Origin of the sequence: Sphingomonas sp. DC5200-1 (genome assembly GCF_049897245.1) — a bacterium.
GTDB lineage: Bacteria > Pseudomonadota > Alphaproteobacteria > Sphingomonadales > Sphingomonadaceae > Sphingomonas > Sphingomonas aquatilis.
The window spans coordinates 34323-50817 of record NZ_JAFCVW010000001.1 but is presented as its reverse complement, the minus strand read 5'-3'; the positions used below and the strand labels follow the sequence as shown (position 1 = coordinate 50817).

The 16495-nt window shown below is 66.1% G+C and carries 14 protein-coding genes; 5 read left to right on the top strand and 9 right to left on the bottom strand.

The annotated features are described in order from the left end of the window. Window position 1 precedes the first annotated feature (1 nt). The 7 genes from ACP7A3_RS00335 to dapA form a co-directional block, all read right to left on the bottom strand. Window positions 2–2383 (bottom strand): response regulator, encoded by a 2382-nt coding sequence (locus ACP7A3_RS00335; RefSeq protein WP_426254547.1) that lies wholly within the window; start codon window positions 2381–2383, stop codon window positions 2–4. A gap of 216 nt (window positions 2384–2599) precedes the next feature. After that, window positions 2600–4621, bottom strand: a complete 2022-nt coding sequence (locus ACP7A3_RS00330) for a M13 family metallopeptidase (protein WP_426254546.1) — start codon at window positions 4619–4621, stop codon at window positions 2600–2602. A 233-nt stretch (window positions 4622–4854) separates the two neighbouring features. Then, a complete protein-coding gene (locus ACP7A3_RS00325) occupies window positions 4855–6918 on the bottom strand; it encodes a M13 family metallopeptidase (protein WP_426254545.1) in 2064 nt (687 codons plus the stop codon). Window positions 6919–6993: 75 nt separating this feature from the next. Continuing rightward, window positions 6994–7557, bottom strand: a complete 564-nt coding sequence (locus ACP7A3_RS00320) for a DUF2062 domain-containing protein (RefSeq protein ID WP_017978987.1) — start codon at window positions 7555–7557, stop codon at window positions 6994–6996. Window positions 7558–7577: 20 nt separating this feature from the next. Further along, window positions 7578–8060: an SsrA-binding protein SmpB gene (smpB, locus tag ACP7A3_RS00315; protein ID WP_017978988.1), complete on the bottom strand. Its 483-nt coding sequence runs from the start codon at window positions 8058–8060 to the stop codon at window positions 7578–7580. 41 nt (window positions 8061–8101) lie between these two features. Further along, window positions 8102–8548, bottom strand: a complete 447-nt coding sequence (locus ACP7A3_RS00310) for a DUF805 domain-containing protein (RefSeq protein WP_426254544.1) — start codon at window positions 8546–8548, stop codon at window positions 8102–8104. A 179-nt stretch (window positions 8549–8727) separates the two neighbouring features. Then, complete coding sequence (gene dapA, locus ACP7A3_RS00305) at window positions 8728–9612, bottom strand: 4-hydroxy-tetrahydrodipicolinate synthase (protein WP_426254543.1); 885 nt, start codon at window positions 9610–9612, stop codon at window positions 8728–8730. A gap of 79 nt (window positions 9613–9691) precedes the next feature. On the opposite strand from dapA, the gene ACP7A3_RS00300 reads away from it, so the two are divergent. From ACP7A3_RS00300 to ACP7A3_RS00280, 5 genes are all read left to right on the top strand, one after another. After that, entirely contained in the window at window positions 9692–11716 is a 2025-nt protein-coding gene (locus ACP7A3_RS00300; RefSeq protein ID WP_426254542.1) for a lytic transglycosylase domain-containing protein, read from the top strand. A 5-nt stretch (window positions 11717–11721) separates the two neighbouring features. Then, on the top strand, window positions 11722–12207 hold the full coding sequence (locus ACP7A3_RS00295) for a GreA/GreB family elongation factor (protein ID WP_426254541.1): 486 nt from the start codon (window positions 11722–11724) through the stop codon (window positions 12205–12207). A gap of 49 nt (window positions 12208–12256) precedes the next feature. Continuing rightward, the gene (locus ACP7A3_RS00290; RefSeq protein WP_426254540.1) at window positions 12257–12499 is read left to right on the top strand and encodes a hypothetical protein; all 243 of its coding nucleotides are present in this window, start codon (window positions 12257–12259) and stop codon (window positions 12497–12499) included. A 168-nt stretch (window positions 12500–12667) separates the two neighbouring features. Next, window positions 12668–13453 carry an NYN domain-containing protein gene (locus ACP7A3_RS00285; protein WP_017978994.1) on the top strand — a complete coding sequence of 262 codons (786 nt, stop codon included), beginning with the start codon at window positions 12668–12670 and terminating at the stop codon, window positions 13451–13453. A gap of 39 nt (window positions 13454–13492) precedes the next feature. Continuing rightward, the gene (locus ACP7A3_RS00280) at window positions 13493–14206 is read left to right on the top strand and encodes a Uma2 family endonuclease (RefSeq protein ID WP_426254539.1); all 714 of its coding nucleotides are present in this window, start codon (window positions 13493–13495) and stop codon (window positions 14204–14206) included. A gap of 4 nt (window positions 14207–14210) precedes the next feature. Here ACP7A3_RS00280 and ACP7A3_RS00275 read toward each other — a convergent pair whose 3' ends face one another. Both ACP7A3_RS00275 and ettA read right to left on the bottom strand, forming a co-directional pair. Next, the gene (locus ACP7A3_RS00275; RefSeq protein WP_426254538.1) at window positions 14211–14639 is read right to left on the bottom strand and encodes a ribose-phosphate pyrophosphokinase; all 429 of its coding nucleotides are present in this window, start codon (window positions 14637–14639) and stop codon (window positions 14211–14213) included. Then, the gene (gene ettA / locus ACP7A3_RS00270; RefSeq protein WP_426254537.1) at window positions 14639–16318 is read right to left on the bottom strand and encodes an energy-dependent translational throttle protein EttA; all 1680 of its coding nucleotides are present in this window, start codon (window positions 16316–16318) and stop codon (window positions 14639–14641) included. Before ettA ends, ACP7A3_RS00275 begins: the two co-directional genes overlap by 1 nt. Window positions 16319–16495 lie beyond the last annotated feature (177 nt).

Here is a 16495-nt window from a genome sequence, read left to right as displayed (position 1 = left end):
GCTACCGCGTCGTGAGGACGTCGCGCGCGGCTTCCGCCAATTGCTGCACGCTGAAGGGCTTGGGCAGGAAGGCGACGTTGTCGAGGTCGATCGACTTGCGCAATTGCTCCTCGGCATAGCCGGACATGAAGATGATCGGCAGGTCGGGGTAGCGGTCGCGCGCGTGGCGGACCATCGTGGGGCCATCCATCGTCGGCATCACCACGTCGCTGATGAGCAGGTCTGGCCGGCCGTTTCGATCGAGCAGTTCCAGTGCCGCCTCGCCATTCTCCGCGGTCATCACCGTATAGCCCTGCCGCGTCAGCGCGCGTTCGGCGACGGCGCGGACCATATCCTCGTCCTCGACGAGCAGGATGGTGCCGGTGCCCCAGACCTCGACCGGCTTGGCGGGCGCCCGCGGCGCAGGTGCGCGGGTCGCGGTGCCTGCGGCGTGGACCGGCAGGTAGATGCTGAAGGTCGCCCCCTGCCCCGGCTTCGTATCGGCGAAAATCCAGCCGCCCGACTGTTTGACGATGCCGTAGACGGTGGACAGGCCAAGGCCAGTGCCCTTGCCCACTTCCTTGGTGGTGAAGAAGGGTTCGAAGATCTTCGGCAGCACGTCGGGCGGAATCCCGCCGCCGGTGTCGCTGACGATCAGCGCGGTGTAATCGGCGACCGGCAGGATGTCGGTGCCCATCGCCCGCACGTCCGCCGCGGTGACGCTGCGTGTCTGGATGGTCAGCGTACCGCCACCGCGCGGATTATGCGCCAGCATCGCGTCGCGCGCATTGACCGCGAGATTGACGACGACCTGTTCGAGCTGCCCCGGATCGGCGCGCACGGCGCCGAGATTGCGGCCATGGCTGACGTCGAGGCGGATCTGTTCGCCCATCAGCCGCTTCAGAAGGTTGGACACCTCCGCCACCACGTCGGGCAGTTGCAGCGTCTGCGGGCGCAGCGTCTGCTGGCGGCTGAACGCGAGCAGTTGGCGCGTCAGGCTGGCGGCGCGGTTCGAATTGGTGCGGATCTGCTGGATGTCGTCGTAATCGCTGTCGCCCGGCGAATGGCGCATCATCATCAGATCGCAATGGCCGATGATCGCGGTGAGGATGTTGTTAAAATCGTGTGCGACGCCGCCGGCGAGCTGGCCGACCGCCTGCATCTTGGTCGCCTGCGCCACCTCGCGCTTCAGGCGGCTTTCCTCGCTATTGTCCTTGAGGCTGAGCAGCACCGCCGCATCGCCGAGGCCGCGGGCACCGGCGATGGTGAGCGCGACGGGTTCGTCGGGATGATCCTTCAGTCGCACCGCCATGTCCGACGAATGCGTCGCGCCGCTGGCGAAGCGCCGGATCGCGTCGGCGACCGCCGCCTTGTCCTCACGCACCACCAGATCCCCCGGATAGAGCGGCGCCGCGGCAGGATCGACGCCGGCCGCGCGCACAAAGGCGTCGTTCATCTGGAGGAAGCGGCCCTCGCGATCGACGAGCGCCATGCCGAACGGCATCAGGCTGACGAGGCTGCGCACATGTTCGGAGGCGCTGGCTCCGATCGCCGGGGCGGTGTCCACGTCATCGAGCAGCGCAATCAGCGTCGGCGCGTCGGGAATATCGGTGAAGGGGATCTCCACCACGCGCAACGGCGTGCCGTCCAGCCCCTCGCGCTCGAAACGGACGAGGCCGCGGCTGTCGGTGATGAGCAGCCGCGCGAAGTCGCGCCCATCCAGCCCCGTGTCGGCGGCGATCGCGCGTCGGGCAAGCAGGCGGTTGGCGGCGCGGACGCGGCCGTCGCTCCCCAGCAGCGCCGCCATGACGCCGGACGTGCCGAGCCGTTCGCCCATCGCCCCGGTGACCAGCGCTTCGGTGGAAGCGGCGGCATCGTGCTGCCTGACGATGGCGAACCGCCACACGAGCATGTCGCCCTCATCGCCCGCACGCGCGATCTCTGCGGTCAGCCGGTGTGGCCCGGCGCGAAGGCCCCGTACCTCGCCGCGCCCGTCGCGCCAGGCGATCCGGCCGGCGTTGCCGAGCTCGGCGACGCCCTCCCCCGCCAGCGGCAGGCCGGGCGGGGTCGGAAAGCCTTCGAACAGAGCCTCATAGGCGTCGTTGGCGCAGACGAGGCGGCCGGCGCGATCGGTGATCGCCACGGCGTCGGTGCTCGCCTGCGCGACCGCGCGGGTGAAGGCCCAGTCGATCGTCTGTGTCGCCGTGACCCTGGCCGGCGCCAGCATCCGCCACGCGATCACCGCGCCTGCGGCCACGATCCCCGTGGCGACGAACCCCGCCGCGGCGACGATGCTGCCGACCAGCCACAGCACCAGCGCAGCGGCCGCCACCGTCGCAGCGCCGGCGACGAGCGCCGCGGCCCGGGTGGGGTTCAGATGTGTCGAAAGGGGGAGCGAGGCCATGCCCGCCCGTCATCGCGGGATCGGGCGGGGCGCGTCAAGCGATTGGTGTAGTGGGATTGCTCCCGCGCCCCATGGCCGTTCATGCTGAGCCTGTCGAAGCACGGGTTTCGACCTGCGGGACGATGCTTGTGGTGACCTGCCCTTCGACAGGTGCAGGGCGAACGGCGGTGTTGGTGGCCCCGCTTCCCCCGGCACGCCAGGGGAAGCGGGACGGTATCACCAGATACGGACGCGCTGGTCGGGCGTCAGTACCAGCTTGCCACCCGGCGCGGGCTTGTAGGCGCCGTACCAGGGATCAAGATTGCGGACGACCCAGGCGCGCTGCTGAGACGGGCTGTGCGGATCGGTCATCAGCCGCTGCTTCAGGTTCGCCTCGCGATAGTTGCGACGCCAAACCTGCGCCCAGCCGAGGTAGAAGCGCTGGTCGCCGGTCAGGCCGTCGATCACCGGCGCCTCGCGTCCGCCCAACGACGCCTTGTACGCGTCATAGGCGACCGACAGGCCGGCGAGGTCGGCGGTATTTTCGCCCAGCGTCAGCGCGCCGTTGACGTGCATGCCGGGCAGCGGTTCGTAGGCGTTATACTGGTCGACGAGGCGCTGGGTGAGCGCCTTGAAGCGCGTCACGTCCTCCGGCATCCACCAGTCGGTCAGCTGGCCGTGCGCGTCATACTTCGACCCCTGGTCGTCGAAATGGTGGCTCAGCTCATGGCCGATCACCGCGCCGATACCGCCGTAGTTCACCGCCGGGTCCGCCTTCGGATCGAAGAACGGCGGTTGCAGGATCGCGGCGGGGAAGACGATCTCGACCATGCCGAAATTGGCATAAGCGTTCACCGTCATCGGGGTCATGCCCCATTCCCAGCGCTGCAACGGCTTGCCGAGGTGGCTGATGTTATATTCGTGACCCCACTGGCGCGCGCGCAGGGCGTTGCCGAAGGCGTCGCCCTTGACGATCTTGAGGTTGCTATAATCGCGCCACTGGCTCGGATAGCCGATCTTCGGCGTGAAGGCGGCGAGCTTGGCGTGCGCCTTCACCTTCGTCTCGGGCGCCATCCATTCGAGCTTGTCGATGCGCTTGCCCATCGCCGCAATGACGTTCTTGACCAGCTGGTCAGCCGACGCCTTGGTTTCGGGCGGGAAATATTGCGCGACGTACAGCTTGCTGACCTCGTCCGACAGCGCGCCGCTGGTGAAGCCGACCGCGCGCTTCCAGCGATCTTCCTGCTGCGGCGTGCCCGACAAAGTGGTGCCGTAGAAGGCGAATTGTTCGTCGTCGAACGCCTTCGGCAGCACACCCGCAAACCCGTCCAGGCTGCGGACCAGCAATTGATCCTGCAACACGCCGATCGGCGCGGCGCCGATCAGCTTCGCGATGCCGGTGACGGCGCTCGGCTGCGACACGATCAGCGAATCGACGGGCGTGCCGACGCCCTTCAGATAGGTGACGAAGTCGAAGCCCGGCGCGCTCTGCACCAGCTGCGCAACCGTCATCTTGTTATAGGTCTTGTTGGCGTCGCGGCTGTCGACGCGGCTCCAACTGACCTCAGCGATCTGCGTTTCGAAATCGACGATCGCCTTGGCGCGCTCCGCGGCATTGGGCTCGCCCGCCAGCGTCAGCACCTTGGTCAGGTGCGCATCATAGGCGGCCTTCTCCTTGGCGTTCTTTTCCTGCAGGTAATAGTCGCGATCGGGCAGGCCGAGGCCCGACTGGCGCATCTCGACGACATAGGTTTCGGGCGCCTTGTCGTCCTGGCCGACACCGCTGCCGAACGGAATGGCGACGCCGTTGCGGTCCGCCTGCGCGAGCAGCGAGGCGTAATTCGCCTTGGTCGCACGCTTGATCGTGTCGAGCCACGGCTTGATGGGCGCAAGACCCTTCGCCTCGATCGCGCCGGTGTCGAGATAGGTCGCGTAGGCCGTGCCGATCTTGGAGCCCGGCTGCTTGGCCGCGGCCTCCAGAATGCCCCTGGTGCGATCGCGCGACAGATCGGCGAGCGTGTCGAAGGCGCCGAAGCTCGACTTGTCGGCGGGGATGGCAGTCGTCTTCGCCCAGGTGCCGTTGGCGTAATTATAGAAATCGTCGCCCGGCGCGATGCTGCGGTCCATGCCCGTTTCGTCGAAGCCGAAGGCGCCGATCTGCGGCTTGCCCGCTGCGGCGGCCGTGGGCGCCTGCTGTGCATAGACGGCGCCGGCAAGCGCCGAGGCGCCGAGCAGGCCAGCGATGAGATAGGTCTTCATGGTCTCTCCCCGATGGGTCGGTCTGCTGTGCAGATCGCGACGGAGTACGTTTCATTCCGTTCGCCCTGAGCCTGTCGAAGGGCGGCTCTCCGCGGGCAAAGCGCCCGAGTGGGGCGCCCCGCCCTTCGACAGGCTCAGGGCGAACGGGTGGTTAGGAAGGTGATAGAGCCAACGCGGGTTCGTGCCAAAACAAAACCGCCGCCCGCGGTTGGTCGCGGGCGGCGGCGGCAGGATCACCAGATCTTGATGCGATCGGCGGGGGCCAGATAGAATTTCTGGCCCGGCTTCACGTTGAACGCCGGATACCAGGCGTCGAGGTTGCGAACGACATAGGCGCGCCACTGGCCCGGCGTGTGCGGGTCGGTGGTCAGCTGGTTCTTGATCGAGGCCTCCCGCGCCTTGGTCTGCCAGACCTGGCCGAAGCCCATGAAGAAGCGCTGGTCGCCGGTGTAACCGTCGATGACGGGCGCCGGCTTGCCCTTCAGCGACAGCTTGTACGCGTCGTACGCGACGTTGATGCCGGCGAGGTCGGCCATGTTCTCGCCCAGCGTCAGCTTGCCGTTCACGTGCGTGCCCGGGATCGGCTCATAGGCGCCGTACTGCGCGACGACCTTGTCGGTCAGCGCGTTGAAGCGCGCGACGTCCTGCGGCGTCCACCAGTCCGAGAAATTGCCCTTGGGATCGAACTTGCGGCCCTGGTCGTCGAAGTGGTGGCTCAGCTCGTGGCCGATCACTGCGCCGATCGCGCCATAGTTCACCGCCGGATCGGCATTGGGGTCGAAGAACGGCGGCTGAAGGATCGCGGCCGGGAAGACGACCTCATTCATCAGCGGGTTGGCATAAGCGTTCACCGTCTGCGGCGTCATGAACCATTCGCTGCGGTCGACCGGCTTGCCGATCTTGTTGAGCTGACGATTGTATTCGAACTCCGCGACGCGGTCGGCGTTGCCGAGCACGTCGCCCTTCACGACCTTCAGCGACGTGTAATCGCGGAACTTGTCGGGATAGCCAATCTTGGGCGTAAAGGCGGCGAGCTTGGCACGCGCCTTCAGCTTCGTCTCGGGCGCCATCCAGGTGAGATTGTTGAGGCGCTTGTCCATTGCCGAAATCAGGTTGCGGACCAGTTCGTCGGCCTTGGCCTTCGATTCGGGCGGGAAATACTTCTGGACGTAGACCTGGCCGACCGCTTCACCCAGGCTGCCGTTGACGAGGTCGACACCGCGCTTCCAGCGATCCTTCAGCTGCGGCGTGCCGTTCAGCGTCGTGCCGTAGAAGGCGAATTGCGTGTTGACGAAGTTCGACGACAGCAAAGGCGCGGCGTTCGAGATCGTGTGGAACGCCAGATATTCCTTCCACACCGGCAGCGGCGTGGCGGCGACGATCTTGGCGGTGCCCGCCTGCGCCGACGGCTGACCGACGATCACGCGGCTTTGATTGCCCAGGCCCTGCGCGTCGAGCATCGCCTTCCAGTCGAAGCCGGGCATGGCGGTGGCGAGCTGCGCGACGGGCATCGGGTTGTAACCCTTTTCCACCTGCCGCAGCTCGGCGCGATCCCAATGGACCTGCGCGATCTGCTTTTCGAGGTCGTAGATGCGCTGCGCCGCGCCCTGCGGGTCGGGCTGGCCCGCCATGCGCATCATGTCGGCGATATAGGTGACGTACTTGGTCCGCGCCTCGGCGAACTTGGGATCATCCTTGAGGTAATAGTCCTTGTCCGGCAGGCCCAGGCCGCCCTGGCCGACATAGACGGCGTAGACGGTATTGTCCTTCAGGTCCTGCTGCACGCCGGCGCCGATCGGCACATCGATGCCGTGGCGCGTCGCGTCGCCGAAGGCGCGGGCGAGATCGGTCTGCGAATTGATCGCGGCGATCTTCGCGAGATAGGGCTTGAGCGGCGTGGCGCCGGCCTTTTCGATCGCGGCCGCGTCCATGAAGCTCGCATAGGTGTCGCCGATCTTGGCGGTGACGGGATCGCTACCGGGGTTGGCGGCGGCGTCTTCGATCACCTTGCGGGTACGCTCGTCGGACAGGTTGCGCAGGATCGCGAAGCCGCCCCAGCTCGACCGGTCGGCCGGGATCTCGGTGCGGGCCATCCAGGCGCCGTTGACGTAATTGTAGAAGTCGTCGCCCGGCGCGACGCTCTTGTCCATCGCGGTCAGGTCGACGCCGAAGCTGCCGAGCTGCGGCTTGCCGGCGGCGGCGGGCGTGGTGGTTGCGGTCGGGCGAGTGCTTTGGGCGTAAACTACGCCGGATGCAGCGGAGGCGAGCAGGAGAGCGGCGATAACCGGTTTGCGCATCGAAGGTCCCTGGTGAGCGAAGCCGGGATTGGCAGACTCACGATGGGCAGTGTTGTAACCAGTTAAAACGCCTCGTCAAATATGGTTTCCGCTGTGACTATGCGCATGGCGATGCCGCCACTTGCGTGCGATCCACAGACGCCAGCCGAGCGCCGTCGCGGCATAGCCGACGACCGCGCACAGGCTGGTCAAAACGATGAGGCCTAGGCCAAAGGCGGGGCCCTGCGCCCATAGCCAGTGAAAGGCGCCGGTGATCGTCTGCAGCCAGCCGGTGGCCTCCGCCGCGGGCTGGGCGATGGCGGGTGCGTCGCTGTGCAGGATCCAGCTGCCGATCTTATAGGCGAGGAACCACAGGAACGGCGTGGTGAAGGGGTTGGTGATGAACGTCGTCAGCGCGGCGACGGGCACGTTGGCGCGGAACGGCAGCGCGAACAGCGCGGCAATGGCGATCTGCGCGACCGGGAACAGGAATCCCGCCACCATGCCCAGCGCGACGCCCCGCGGCACCGAGCGGCGATTGAAGCGCCACAGGCCGGGCTCCATCACGCGATGCGCGACCGGGCGCAGCAGCCGGTTCGATTCCATCGATTCGCGCGTCGGCATATTGGCGCGCAACCAGCCGAACGTCTTGTGCATCATGCCGGGGCGCCCCGCCGGGCTCAGCCGCGATCGCGCATGATACGTCCGGCTTCCCGCTTCCATTCCCGCTCCTTGATCGCGGCGCGCTTGTCGTGATCCTTGCGCCCCTTGGCGAGCGCCAGTTCCACCTTGGCGCGGCCGCGCCCGTTGAAATACACGCTGAGCGGCACGAGGGTCATGCCCTCGCGCGCGACGGCGCCGTGGAGCTTGTTTATCTCGCGTTCGTGAAGCAGCAATTTACGCGGGCGCTTGGCCTCGTGGTTGAAGCGGTTCCCGTGGCTGAATTCGGGGACGTTGGCGTTGACCAGCCACACCTGCCCGTCACGCACCTCGGCATAGCTTTCGCCGATGCTGCCCTCGCCGAAGCGCAGGGATTTCACCTCGGTGCCGGTGAGCGCGATCCCCGCCTCGTAGACGGTATCGATGCTGTATTCGAACCGCGCCTTGCGGTTCTCGGCGACGATCTTCTTCTTGTCGAAGGTGGCGGGCTTGGGACGCGACATTGGGCGCGATGTAGGGTGTGGCGGGGTCGGAGGGAAGCGCCTTACCGTTCCATCGACGCGGACGCTCGGCTGGGGCGGCATAGCAGCACGATCAATACCACCAGTGAGCCGAGATATAGCAGGTTATTGACGAACAGCAGCATGAACCACCCCATGGCGGAATCGGTCGTCGCAAAAACCCGCGACATCGCTCCAATTCCGAGGAACAGGAACGGCACAGGTAGTACACCCAACATGGGAGCGACACCGGCGTCACGCAGCCTCCGCGCCACTGCGGCGGCCAGCAGCGCAACGCCCATCGCCGTTACCAGTGCTATGCCCCACGATAGGTTAGCGAAATCTGGCATTAGCTCGGGATGATAACCCTCGACGCGAATAGCGTAGCCAGCTCCAGACTGAGTGACTTGGGCAAGGTCGGGATGCTCGTTTGCAAATTGCTGCATCCGTTCCATGCTGGACAGTATCGGCGGCATCATGACGACCATCATAGCCGCTATCATCAAACAGACGACAATGCCGGCATAAGGCCAGAATTGCGCCCTGGTGTCACGACCACGAAAATTAAGAAGGTTCGCAAAACCCCGCATAACAGACGGTCCTCCCATTGCTGAGATGATCGTCTATTGCACGGGTGATCGCAATAACCTCCTTTACAAACCTCTGGCGTTTAAATCAGCCCCGCATGCGCCAGCGCCGCGTCCACCACAGACCGCGAAGCCTCGGACGGCCAGGTCATCGGCAGGCGCAGTCCCCTGGGGAAATCGGGGCGGATACACGTCATCGCGTACTTGACCGGGCCGGGCGAGGCATCGGTGAACAGCGCATCGTGGAGCGGCCACAGGCGGTCCTGCAATGCCAGCGCCTCGGCATAATCGCCCGACTGGCAGGCCGCCTGAAATTCGGCGCACAGTCGCGGGGCGACATTGGCGGAGACGCTGATGCAGCCCCTGCCGCCCATCGCGTTGAAGGCGAGCGCCATATCGTCGTTGCCGGACAGCTGGACGAAATCCGGGCCGCAGCCTTCGCGGTGGGCCGACACGCGGGCGATGGCGCCACTGGCATCCTTTACCGCGACAAACACCTTGGGGAAGGCAGTGACGATCCGCGCCATCGTGGCGGGCTGGATGTCGGTGACGGTACGGCCGGGGACGTTGTAGAGAACGATCGGCAGCTCGGCCGTCTCCGCCAGCCTGGCGAAATGCTGGAAGATGCCCTCCTGGCTCGGGCGGTTGTAATAGGGCGGGACCATCAGCGCGGCATCGGCGCCCGCCTGTTTCGCGCGGGCGATGTTGGCGGCAGCGACCACCGTGTCGTTCGATCCGGCGCCGGCGATCACCGGCACGCGGCCGGCGGTCTGATCGACGCAGACACCGACGATGTGGAAATGCTCCTCGGCGGTCAGCGTTGCCGCCTCCCCCGTGGTGCCGCAGGGCACGAGCGCCGATGAGCCTTCCGCGATCTGCCAGTCGACCAGCGCGCGATAGGCGGCCTCGTCGAACTGGCCGTCATCGGTGAAGGGCGTGACGAGGGCGGGAATCGAACCTGAAAACATGAGGTAATGCGCGCTCCTGCTGCGTCCGATGCAGCGTTTCGTTCAGGACAGATACGGGCGCAGGCCCTATGATGTCCACATGCACTCCGCCACCCTGCCCGTCAGCTTGCTCCTCGCCACCCTGGCCGGTGTCTCCGCCGCGCCGCAACAGGACGGGCAGACCACCCCGTCCGCGTCGGTGCCCGACGCGCTCGACCGCTATCGGACGCAGATGGCGAACATGTCGCCGCAGGCGCCGCAGACGCCGGCGGACGGAGCGATCGCCGCCGCGCTGGCGCAGTGGAAGTCGATCGGCCAGACCGACGCCTTTCCGTTCGACAGCTATGCCGGCTTCCTGATGGCGCATCCCGGCTGGCCGAACGAAGCGGCGAACCGCCGCGCCGCCGAGCGCAAGGCGGCGACCGCCAGCCCGACCAGCGTCGTCGCCTTCTTCACCCGCTTCCCGCCGCTGACCGCCACCGGCCTCGTCGCGCAGGCGCGTGCCCTGCAATCGCTCGGCCGAACGGCGGACGCGCAGGCCGCCGCCCGCGCCGCGTGGCGCAAGGGCGTGCTATCGGCGGATGATGAATCAGCGGTGCTGTCGGGCTTCGGCAGCGCGTTGACGCCCGACGATCAGGACGGGCGGATGGACGCGTTGTTGTGGCAGAATGCGACCGGCGTCGCCGCGCGGCAGATCGGCTTCACCAGCCCCGCAAAGCGTCCGGCGTTCGAGGCGCGGCTCGCCTTCCGCAGCAATGCGGCCAATGCCGCGACTCTGGCGATGACGACGCAAGATCAGTTCGCGAGCGATCCGGGCTATATTGCCGACCGGGCAAGCTATCTGCGGGGTGCTGGCGCCTCCCCCACGGCGCGCTCATGGCTCGCGCGGCCGCGCAGCCTCGCCAGCCGGCCGGGCAATGTCGAAAAATGGTATGAGGTGCTGCTGACCAACGCCCGTGCCGCCAACGCCGACAACCAATATCAGCTTGCCTATGACATCGCGCGACAGATCGACGATGCCTATCCGGCGGGCACCGACGTATCGACCAAGCCCTATGGCGAACGCGACGATTATACGAGCCTCGCCTGGCTCGCCGGGCAGGTCGCGCTGAAGCAGTTGTCGCGGCCGGCGGATGCGATGGTGATGTTCGAACGCTACGGCCGTGGCAGCCAGTCGCCGCAGACGCGGGCGAAGGGCTTCTATTGGGCAGGCCGTGCCGCGGAGGCGGCGGGTAAGTCGGCCGAGGCGGCCGGCTATTACGCCCGGGCTGCGGGCTATCGCGACCAATTTTACGGGCAACTGGCGCTCGAGCGGACCGGCCGGCCGCTGACGGCGCCGCCCGCCGTCCCCGCGCTCGCCGTGGCGCCTGCCGTGCGACAGGCGTTCGCGGACCGCGAGACGGTGCGCGCGGCGCGTTTCCTGGGCATGATCGGCCAGTATCAGGATCAGACCGCCTTCGTCCGCCAGATCGCTGCGGATGCGACGACCGACACCGATCACGTGCTGGCCGCCGACCTGTCTCGCCAGATCGGGCGGCCGGATTTGGGCGTGATGGTCGGGCGGAGCGCCATGCAGAACGGCTTGAGCGATTATTCGGCGACCGGTTTCCCGACGGTGAGCGTGCCTGCGGGCTATGAGGACAATTGGACCCTGATCCATGCGATTTCCCGCCAGGAAAGCCAGTTCGATCGCGCCGCGGTGAGCCATGCCGGTGCGCGCGGCCTGATGCAGCTGATGCCGGCGACCGCGCGCGAGCAATCGGGGAAGATCGGCCTCGCCTATAATCAGGCATCGCTGACCACCGACCCCAATATGTCGATCATGCTGGGATCGAGCTATTTCCAGCGCGTCTTCGCCAATTACGGCAGCTATCCGCTCGCCATCGCCGCCTATAACGCGGGCGGCGGCAACGTGAACAAGTGGCTGCGCGCGAATGGCGACCCCCGCTCGGGCGCGGTCGACATGGTCGACTGGATCGAGGCGATCCCGTATCAGGAAACCCGCAATTACGTGCAGCGCGTGCTGGAAAATGCCGTCGTCTACGATCTGATGAGCCCGGCGCACGCCAAGTCCAGGGGGCCTGCCAACCTCAGCTGGTATCTGGGCAAGGGGCGGCCGGGCTGAGCGGCATGGAACAGCGCCCCAATTACATCACGCCCGCGGGCTATGCGGCCCTGCGCGGCGAATACGATCGACTGTTCGCGACCGAGCGCCCGGCGCTGGTCGAGACGATCGCCTGGGCGGCGGGCAACGGCGATCGCTCGGAGAATGGCGACTATATCTACGGCCGCAAACGGCTGCGCGAGATCGACCGGCGGCTCGGCTGGCTGGCAAAGCGGATGAAGGCAGCCAAGGTGATCGATCCGGCCCGCGCCGAAGATCGCAGCCGTGTGTGGTTCGGCGCGACCGTGACGATCGCCGACGAGGACGACAATCAACGCGTGCTGACCCTGGTGGGCGACGACGAGGCGGAGGCCGGTGCCGGCCGCGTCGGCTGGAACGCGCCCATCGCACGGGCGCTGCGCGGGGCGACGGTGGGCGACTTGCGTCGCGTGCTACTGCCCGCGGGCGAAAAGGAATATGAGGTGATTGCCGTTACTTACCCGGCAGAGTGAGGAACGTTGGCCGCTGCTCCCCCGTTGAAGTCATCACAGGAGAGCAGACATGGCAGACAATCCCCGCACCGACACCGCGCGCGAAACAGATGACCGCGACCTGATCGAGGGTATGATCCCGGCGGGCGGGGCCGATGCCGGATCGGCGGGCGGCGCACTGGCGCAAGACGTCGGCAGTCAGGACGACCTGACGCGAGCGATCGACGATCCCGATGGCCATGACCGCGTGACCAAGCAGGACGACATAGACCACGGTCAGGCGCAGCCCGTTGATCGCGGGCCGAACCGCTAGGCGGCGATCTACGCACCTCGAACATCCCACACCCCGGCGACGGCTGGGCCCAGCCCGTGCAAGCGCGTACTCTTCGACAGGCCTCGCGCCATCGGGCGAAGGTCGTTTCCCGCAGGCTACCCGCAATAGCGGTTGACCCCGCCGCCCCGCCCCGCAAGGCTCGCGCGCATGGAAGAGCCGACCCGTAACATCGCCCTGCTGATCGACGCCGACAATGCCTCGTGGCACGCGATCGACCCCGTCCTGACCGTGCTCGCCGAGCTCGGCACGGTGAATATCCGCCGTGTCTACGGCAATTGGTCGAAGCCCGCGCTGAAGGGCTGGCGCGACATGACGGTGAAGCACGGCATCGAGCCGCAGCAGCAGTTCGACCTGACCAAGGGCAAGAACGCCACCGACATGAAGATGACGATCGACGCGATGGACCTGCTGTTCCGCGGCCGGATCGGCGGGTTCGGCATCATGTCGTCGGACAGCGACTTCATGCCGCTCGCCATGCGCATCCGGCAGGACGGCATTCCCGTCTACGGCTTCGGCAATGCCAAGACGCCCGAGGCGTTCAAACAGGCCTGTACCCGCTTCATCGACGTCGGCGCGCTGGTAAGCGATGCCAAGGCGGAAGCCACCGCTGGCACCACCGCAGCGACGCCAAAGCCGACGAACGTCGACGTCCCGATCGGCGATTCGCTGCCCCCATCGATCGCCGGCACGCCGCGGGTGAAGAAGCCGATCGATCCCGAACTGATCGCGCTGCTAATCGACGCCTATCAATCGGTAAAGCGAGACGAAAAGGGCTATGTCAGCCTGTCCGCCATGGGGCAGCTCGCCGGCAACCGGTCCAGCTTCGACACCCGCAATTACGGCTATCAGCGCCTGTCCGACCTGATCCAGGCGGTGCCGAACTTCCAGTCGGAACGCCGCCCCGACGGGGTGTTCGTCAAGCGGGTGCGGTGATGATTGGCGCCGCGCGTCTCGCCATGGTATGAGGAACGTGTGAATATCCACTCGCCATTTGCGCGTCGTGAACCGGTTCTGCTGACGGCGGACGCCTTTTGGTTGCTGAAAAGCGCGGGCGTATTCTCCGAATACTCCAAGGCGGAACTTCTGGACGGCGCCTTGTTCGGCGTCCCTGTGCAAAGCGACGCGGAGCCGGAAAGTGATGCGTCTTTTCCTATCAAGCTGCGACGACGGGATTATCACCTGCTAACCGATGCGGGTTTGCTGGATGACCGTGAAAAGACAGAGCTGGTCGATGGTGTGGTTTACGGCATGAGTCCACAATATCGCCGCCATGGTTCCATCAAGGATGAACTCGCTTATAGGTTACGCCGTGCCCTCGAAGACCTGGGATCACCCCTCCGCGTCGCCACCGAGCAATCGGTTGCAATCGACGCTTTTAACGAACCGCAGCCTGATATCATCCTCACCGCCGAGCCCAAGGGCGATGGACCGATACCGCTGATGAGCGTCGCCATGCTTGTCGGAGTCTCGGCGAGCACCTTGACCTTTGATCTGACCGACAAGACGCGCATCTACGCCCGAGCTGGCATCATGGAATATTGGGTTGTGGACGCGAACCGGCGCGTCATTCATCAGTTATGGAGCCCAGAAGGCGACGCCTATGACCATCAGCGCGAGACGGCTTTGGGTCAGAAGATCGAAATAGCGACCATTCGCGACGTCGACATCGAAACGGATGCGCTGTGAACCGCTATCGAACGCGCCAATAGCGGAACGCTTCCGCCTGCCGCCCGTGGACGAACGTCTCGGCATCCGGTCCTGTCCACTGCCCCGTATAGCCGTTGTCCGCCGCTGTGCCGATCCACCAGCCCTGCCCGGGCAGACCGTCCGATTGTCGAACGACCAGCACCGCAAGGCCCGGCTCGCCCGCCGCCGCGCCATCCGTATCGATCCGGTCGAGCGTCGCACACAATGCCCGCATCTTCGGCCGCGTGAAGCGGTGGCCCAGCGCGCCTAGGATTTCGCTGTAGGTCATCGCCCGGCCCTCACGCGCCGCCGCGACCAAAAGGTCGCGAACCCGCGCCACGTCGGCGATGCCGCCCGGCCCGTCCGGTGCATCGAGGCCATTCGCCAACAGCCAGCCGCCAAGGGTATCCCCCGGCGACTGGCGGCCCGGCATCAGCGCGTCAGCTTCTTGTAGGCGAGGCGCGTCGGGCGGTCGGCGGCGTCGCCCATGCGGCGGCGCTTGTCTTCCTCGTACGATTCGTAGTTGCCCTCGAACCATTCGACATGGCTGTCGCCTTCGAACGCGAGGATGTGCGTGCACAGGCGATCGAGGAAGAAGCGATCGTGGCTGATGACCACGGCGCAGCCCGCGAACGTCTCCAGCGCCTCTTCGAGCGCGCGCAGCGTTTCCACGTCGAGGTCGTTGGTCGGTTCGTCGAGCAGCAGGACGTTGCCGCCCTCCTTCAGCATCTTGGCCATGTGGACGCGGTTGCGCTCACCGCCCGACAGCTGGCCGACCTTCTTCTGCTGGTCGGGGCCACGGAAGTTGAACGCGCCGACATAGGCGCGCGTGCCCAGCTCCTGCTTGCCGAAACGGAAGACCTCCAGCTCGTCGGAGATTTCCTGCCAGACGTTCTTGTTGGGATCGAGGTCGTCGCGGCTCTGGTCGACATAGCCGAGCTTCACCGTCGACCCGACGCTGATCTCGCCCGCATCGGGCTGTTCCTGGCCGGTGATCAGCTTGAACAGCGTCGACTTGCCGGCGCCGTTCGGGCCGATCACGCCGACGATGCCGCCCGGCGGCAGCGTGAAGTCGAGGTTCTCGAACAGCAGCTTGTCGCCGTACGACTTGGTCAGGCCCTTGGCCTCGATCACCTTGCCGCCGAGGCGTTCGGGCAGCTGGATGAGGATCTGCGCCTTGCCGGCGACGCGATTCTCCTGCTTTTCCATCAGCTCCTCGAACGCGCGGATACGCGCCTTCGACTTGGTCTGGCGCGCCTTGGGCGTCTGGCGCATCCAGGCGAGTTCGTCGGCGATCGCCTTCTGCTTGCCGGCCTCCTCGCGCTCTTCCTGTTCGAGGCGCTTGGCCTTCTTTTCCAGATAGCCCGAATAGTTCGATTCGTAGGTGTAGTAGCGGCCGCGGTCGAGCTCGAGCACCCAGTTGACGACATTGTCGAGGAAGTAGCGGTCGTGCGTCACCAGGATGACGTTGCCGGTATATTCCTTGAGGTAGTTTTCCAGCCACGACACGCTTTCGGCGTCGAGGTGGTTGGTCGGTTCGTCGAGCAGCAGAATGTCGGGCTTTTCGAGCAGCAGCTTGCACAGCGCGACGCGGCGCTTTTCACCGCCCGACAGCTTGGTGACGTCGGCATCGCCCGGCGGGCAGCGCAGCGCCTCCATGGCGACTTCGAGCTGGTTGTCGAGCGTCCAGCCGTCGACCGCGTCGATCTTGCCCTGCAGCTCGCCCATCTCTTCCATCAGCGCGTCGAAATCGGTGTCGTCCTTCGGATCGCCCATTTCGGCCGAGATGGCGTTGAAGCGATCGACTAGGTCCGCAACCGGACGCACGCCGTCCTTGACGTTGCCCATCACGTCCTTGGTCGGATCGAGCTGCGGCTCCTGCGCCAGATAGCCGACGCGCACGCCCTCGGCCGCCCAGGCTTCGCCGGTGAAGTCGGTGTCCATGCCGGCCATGACCTTCATCAGGGTCGACTTGCCGGCGCCGTTCGGGCCGATGATCGCGATCTTCGCGCCCGGAATGAACTGCAGGTGGATGTTGTTGAGCACGGGCTTGTTGGCGCCCGGGAAGGTCTTGCTCAGACCCTTCATGACGTAGGTATACTGGACGGCCATGTGCCGACGGCTCCTGAAGGCTGGAAAGGGTTGGGAGATTTGCTCCGCCATGTAGCGATTGGCCGGCGCGCGTGCAAATGCCAGCCGCCAGGGCCGTGTCGCGCTGCATCTATGCTGACCCGCTTGTGTGCCGGCGCCGCTTCGGGCACGCGTGGGCCAGACGATAAAAACGACAAG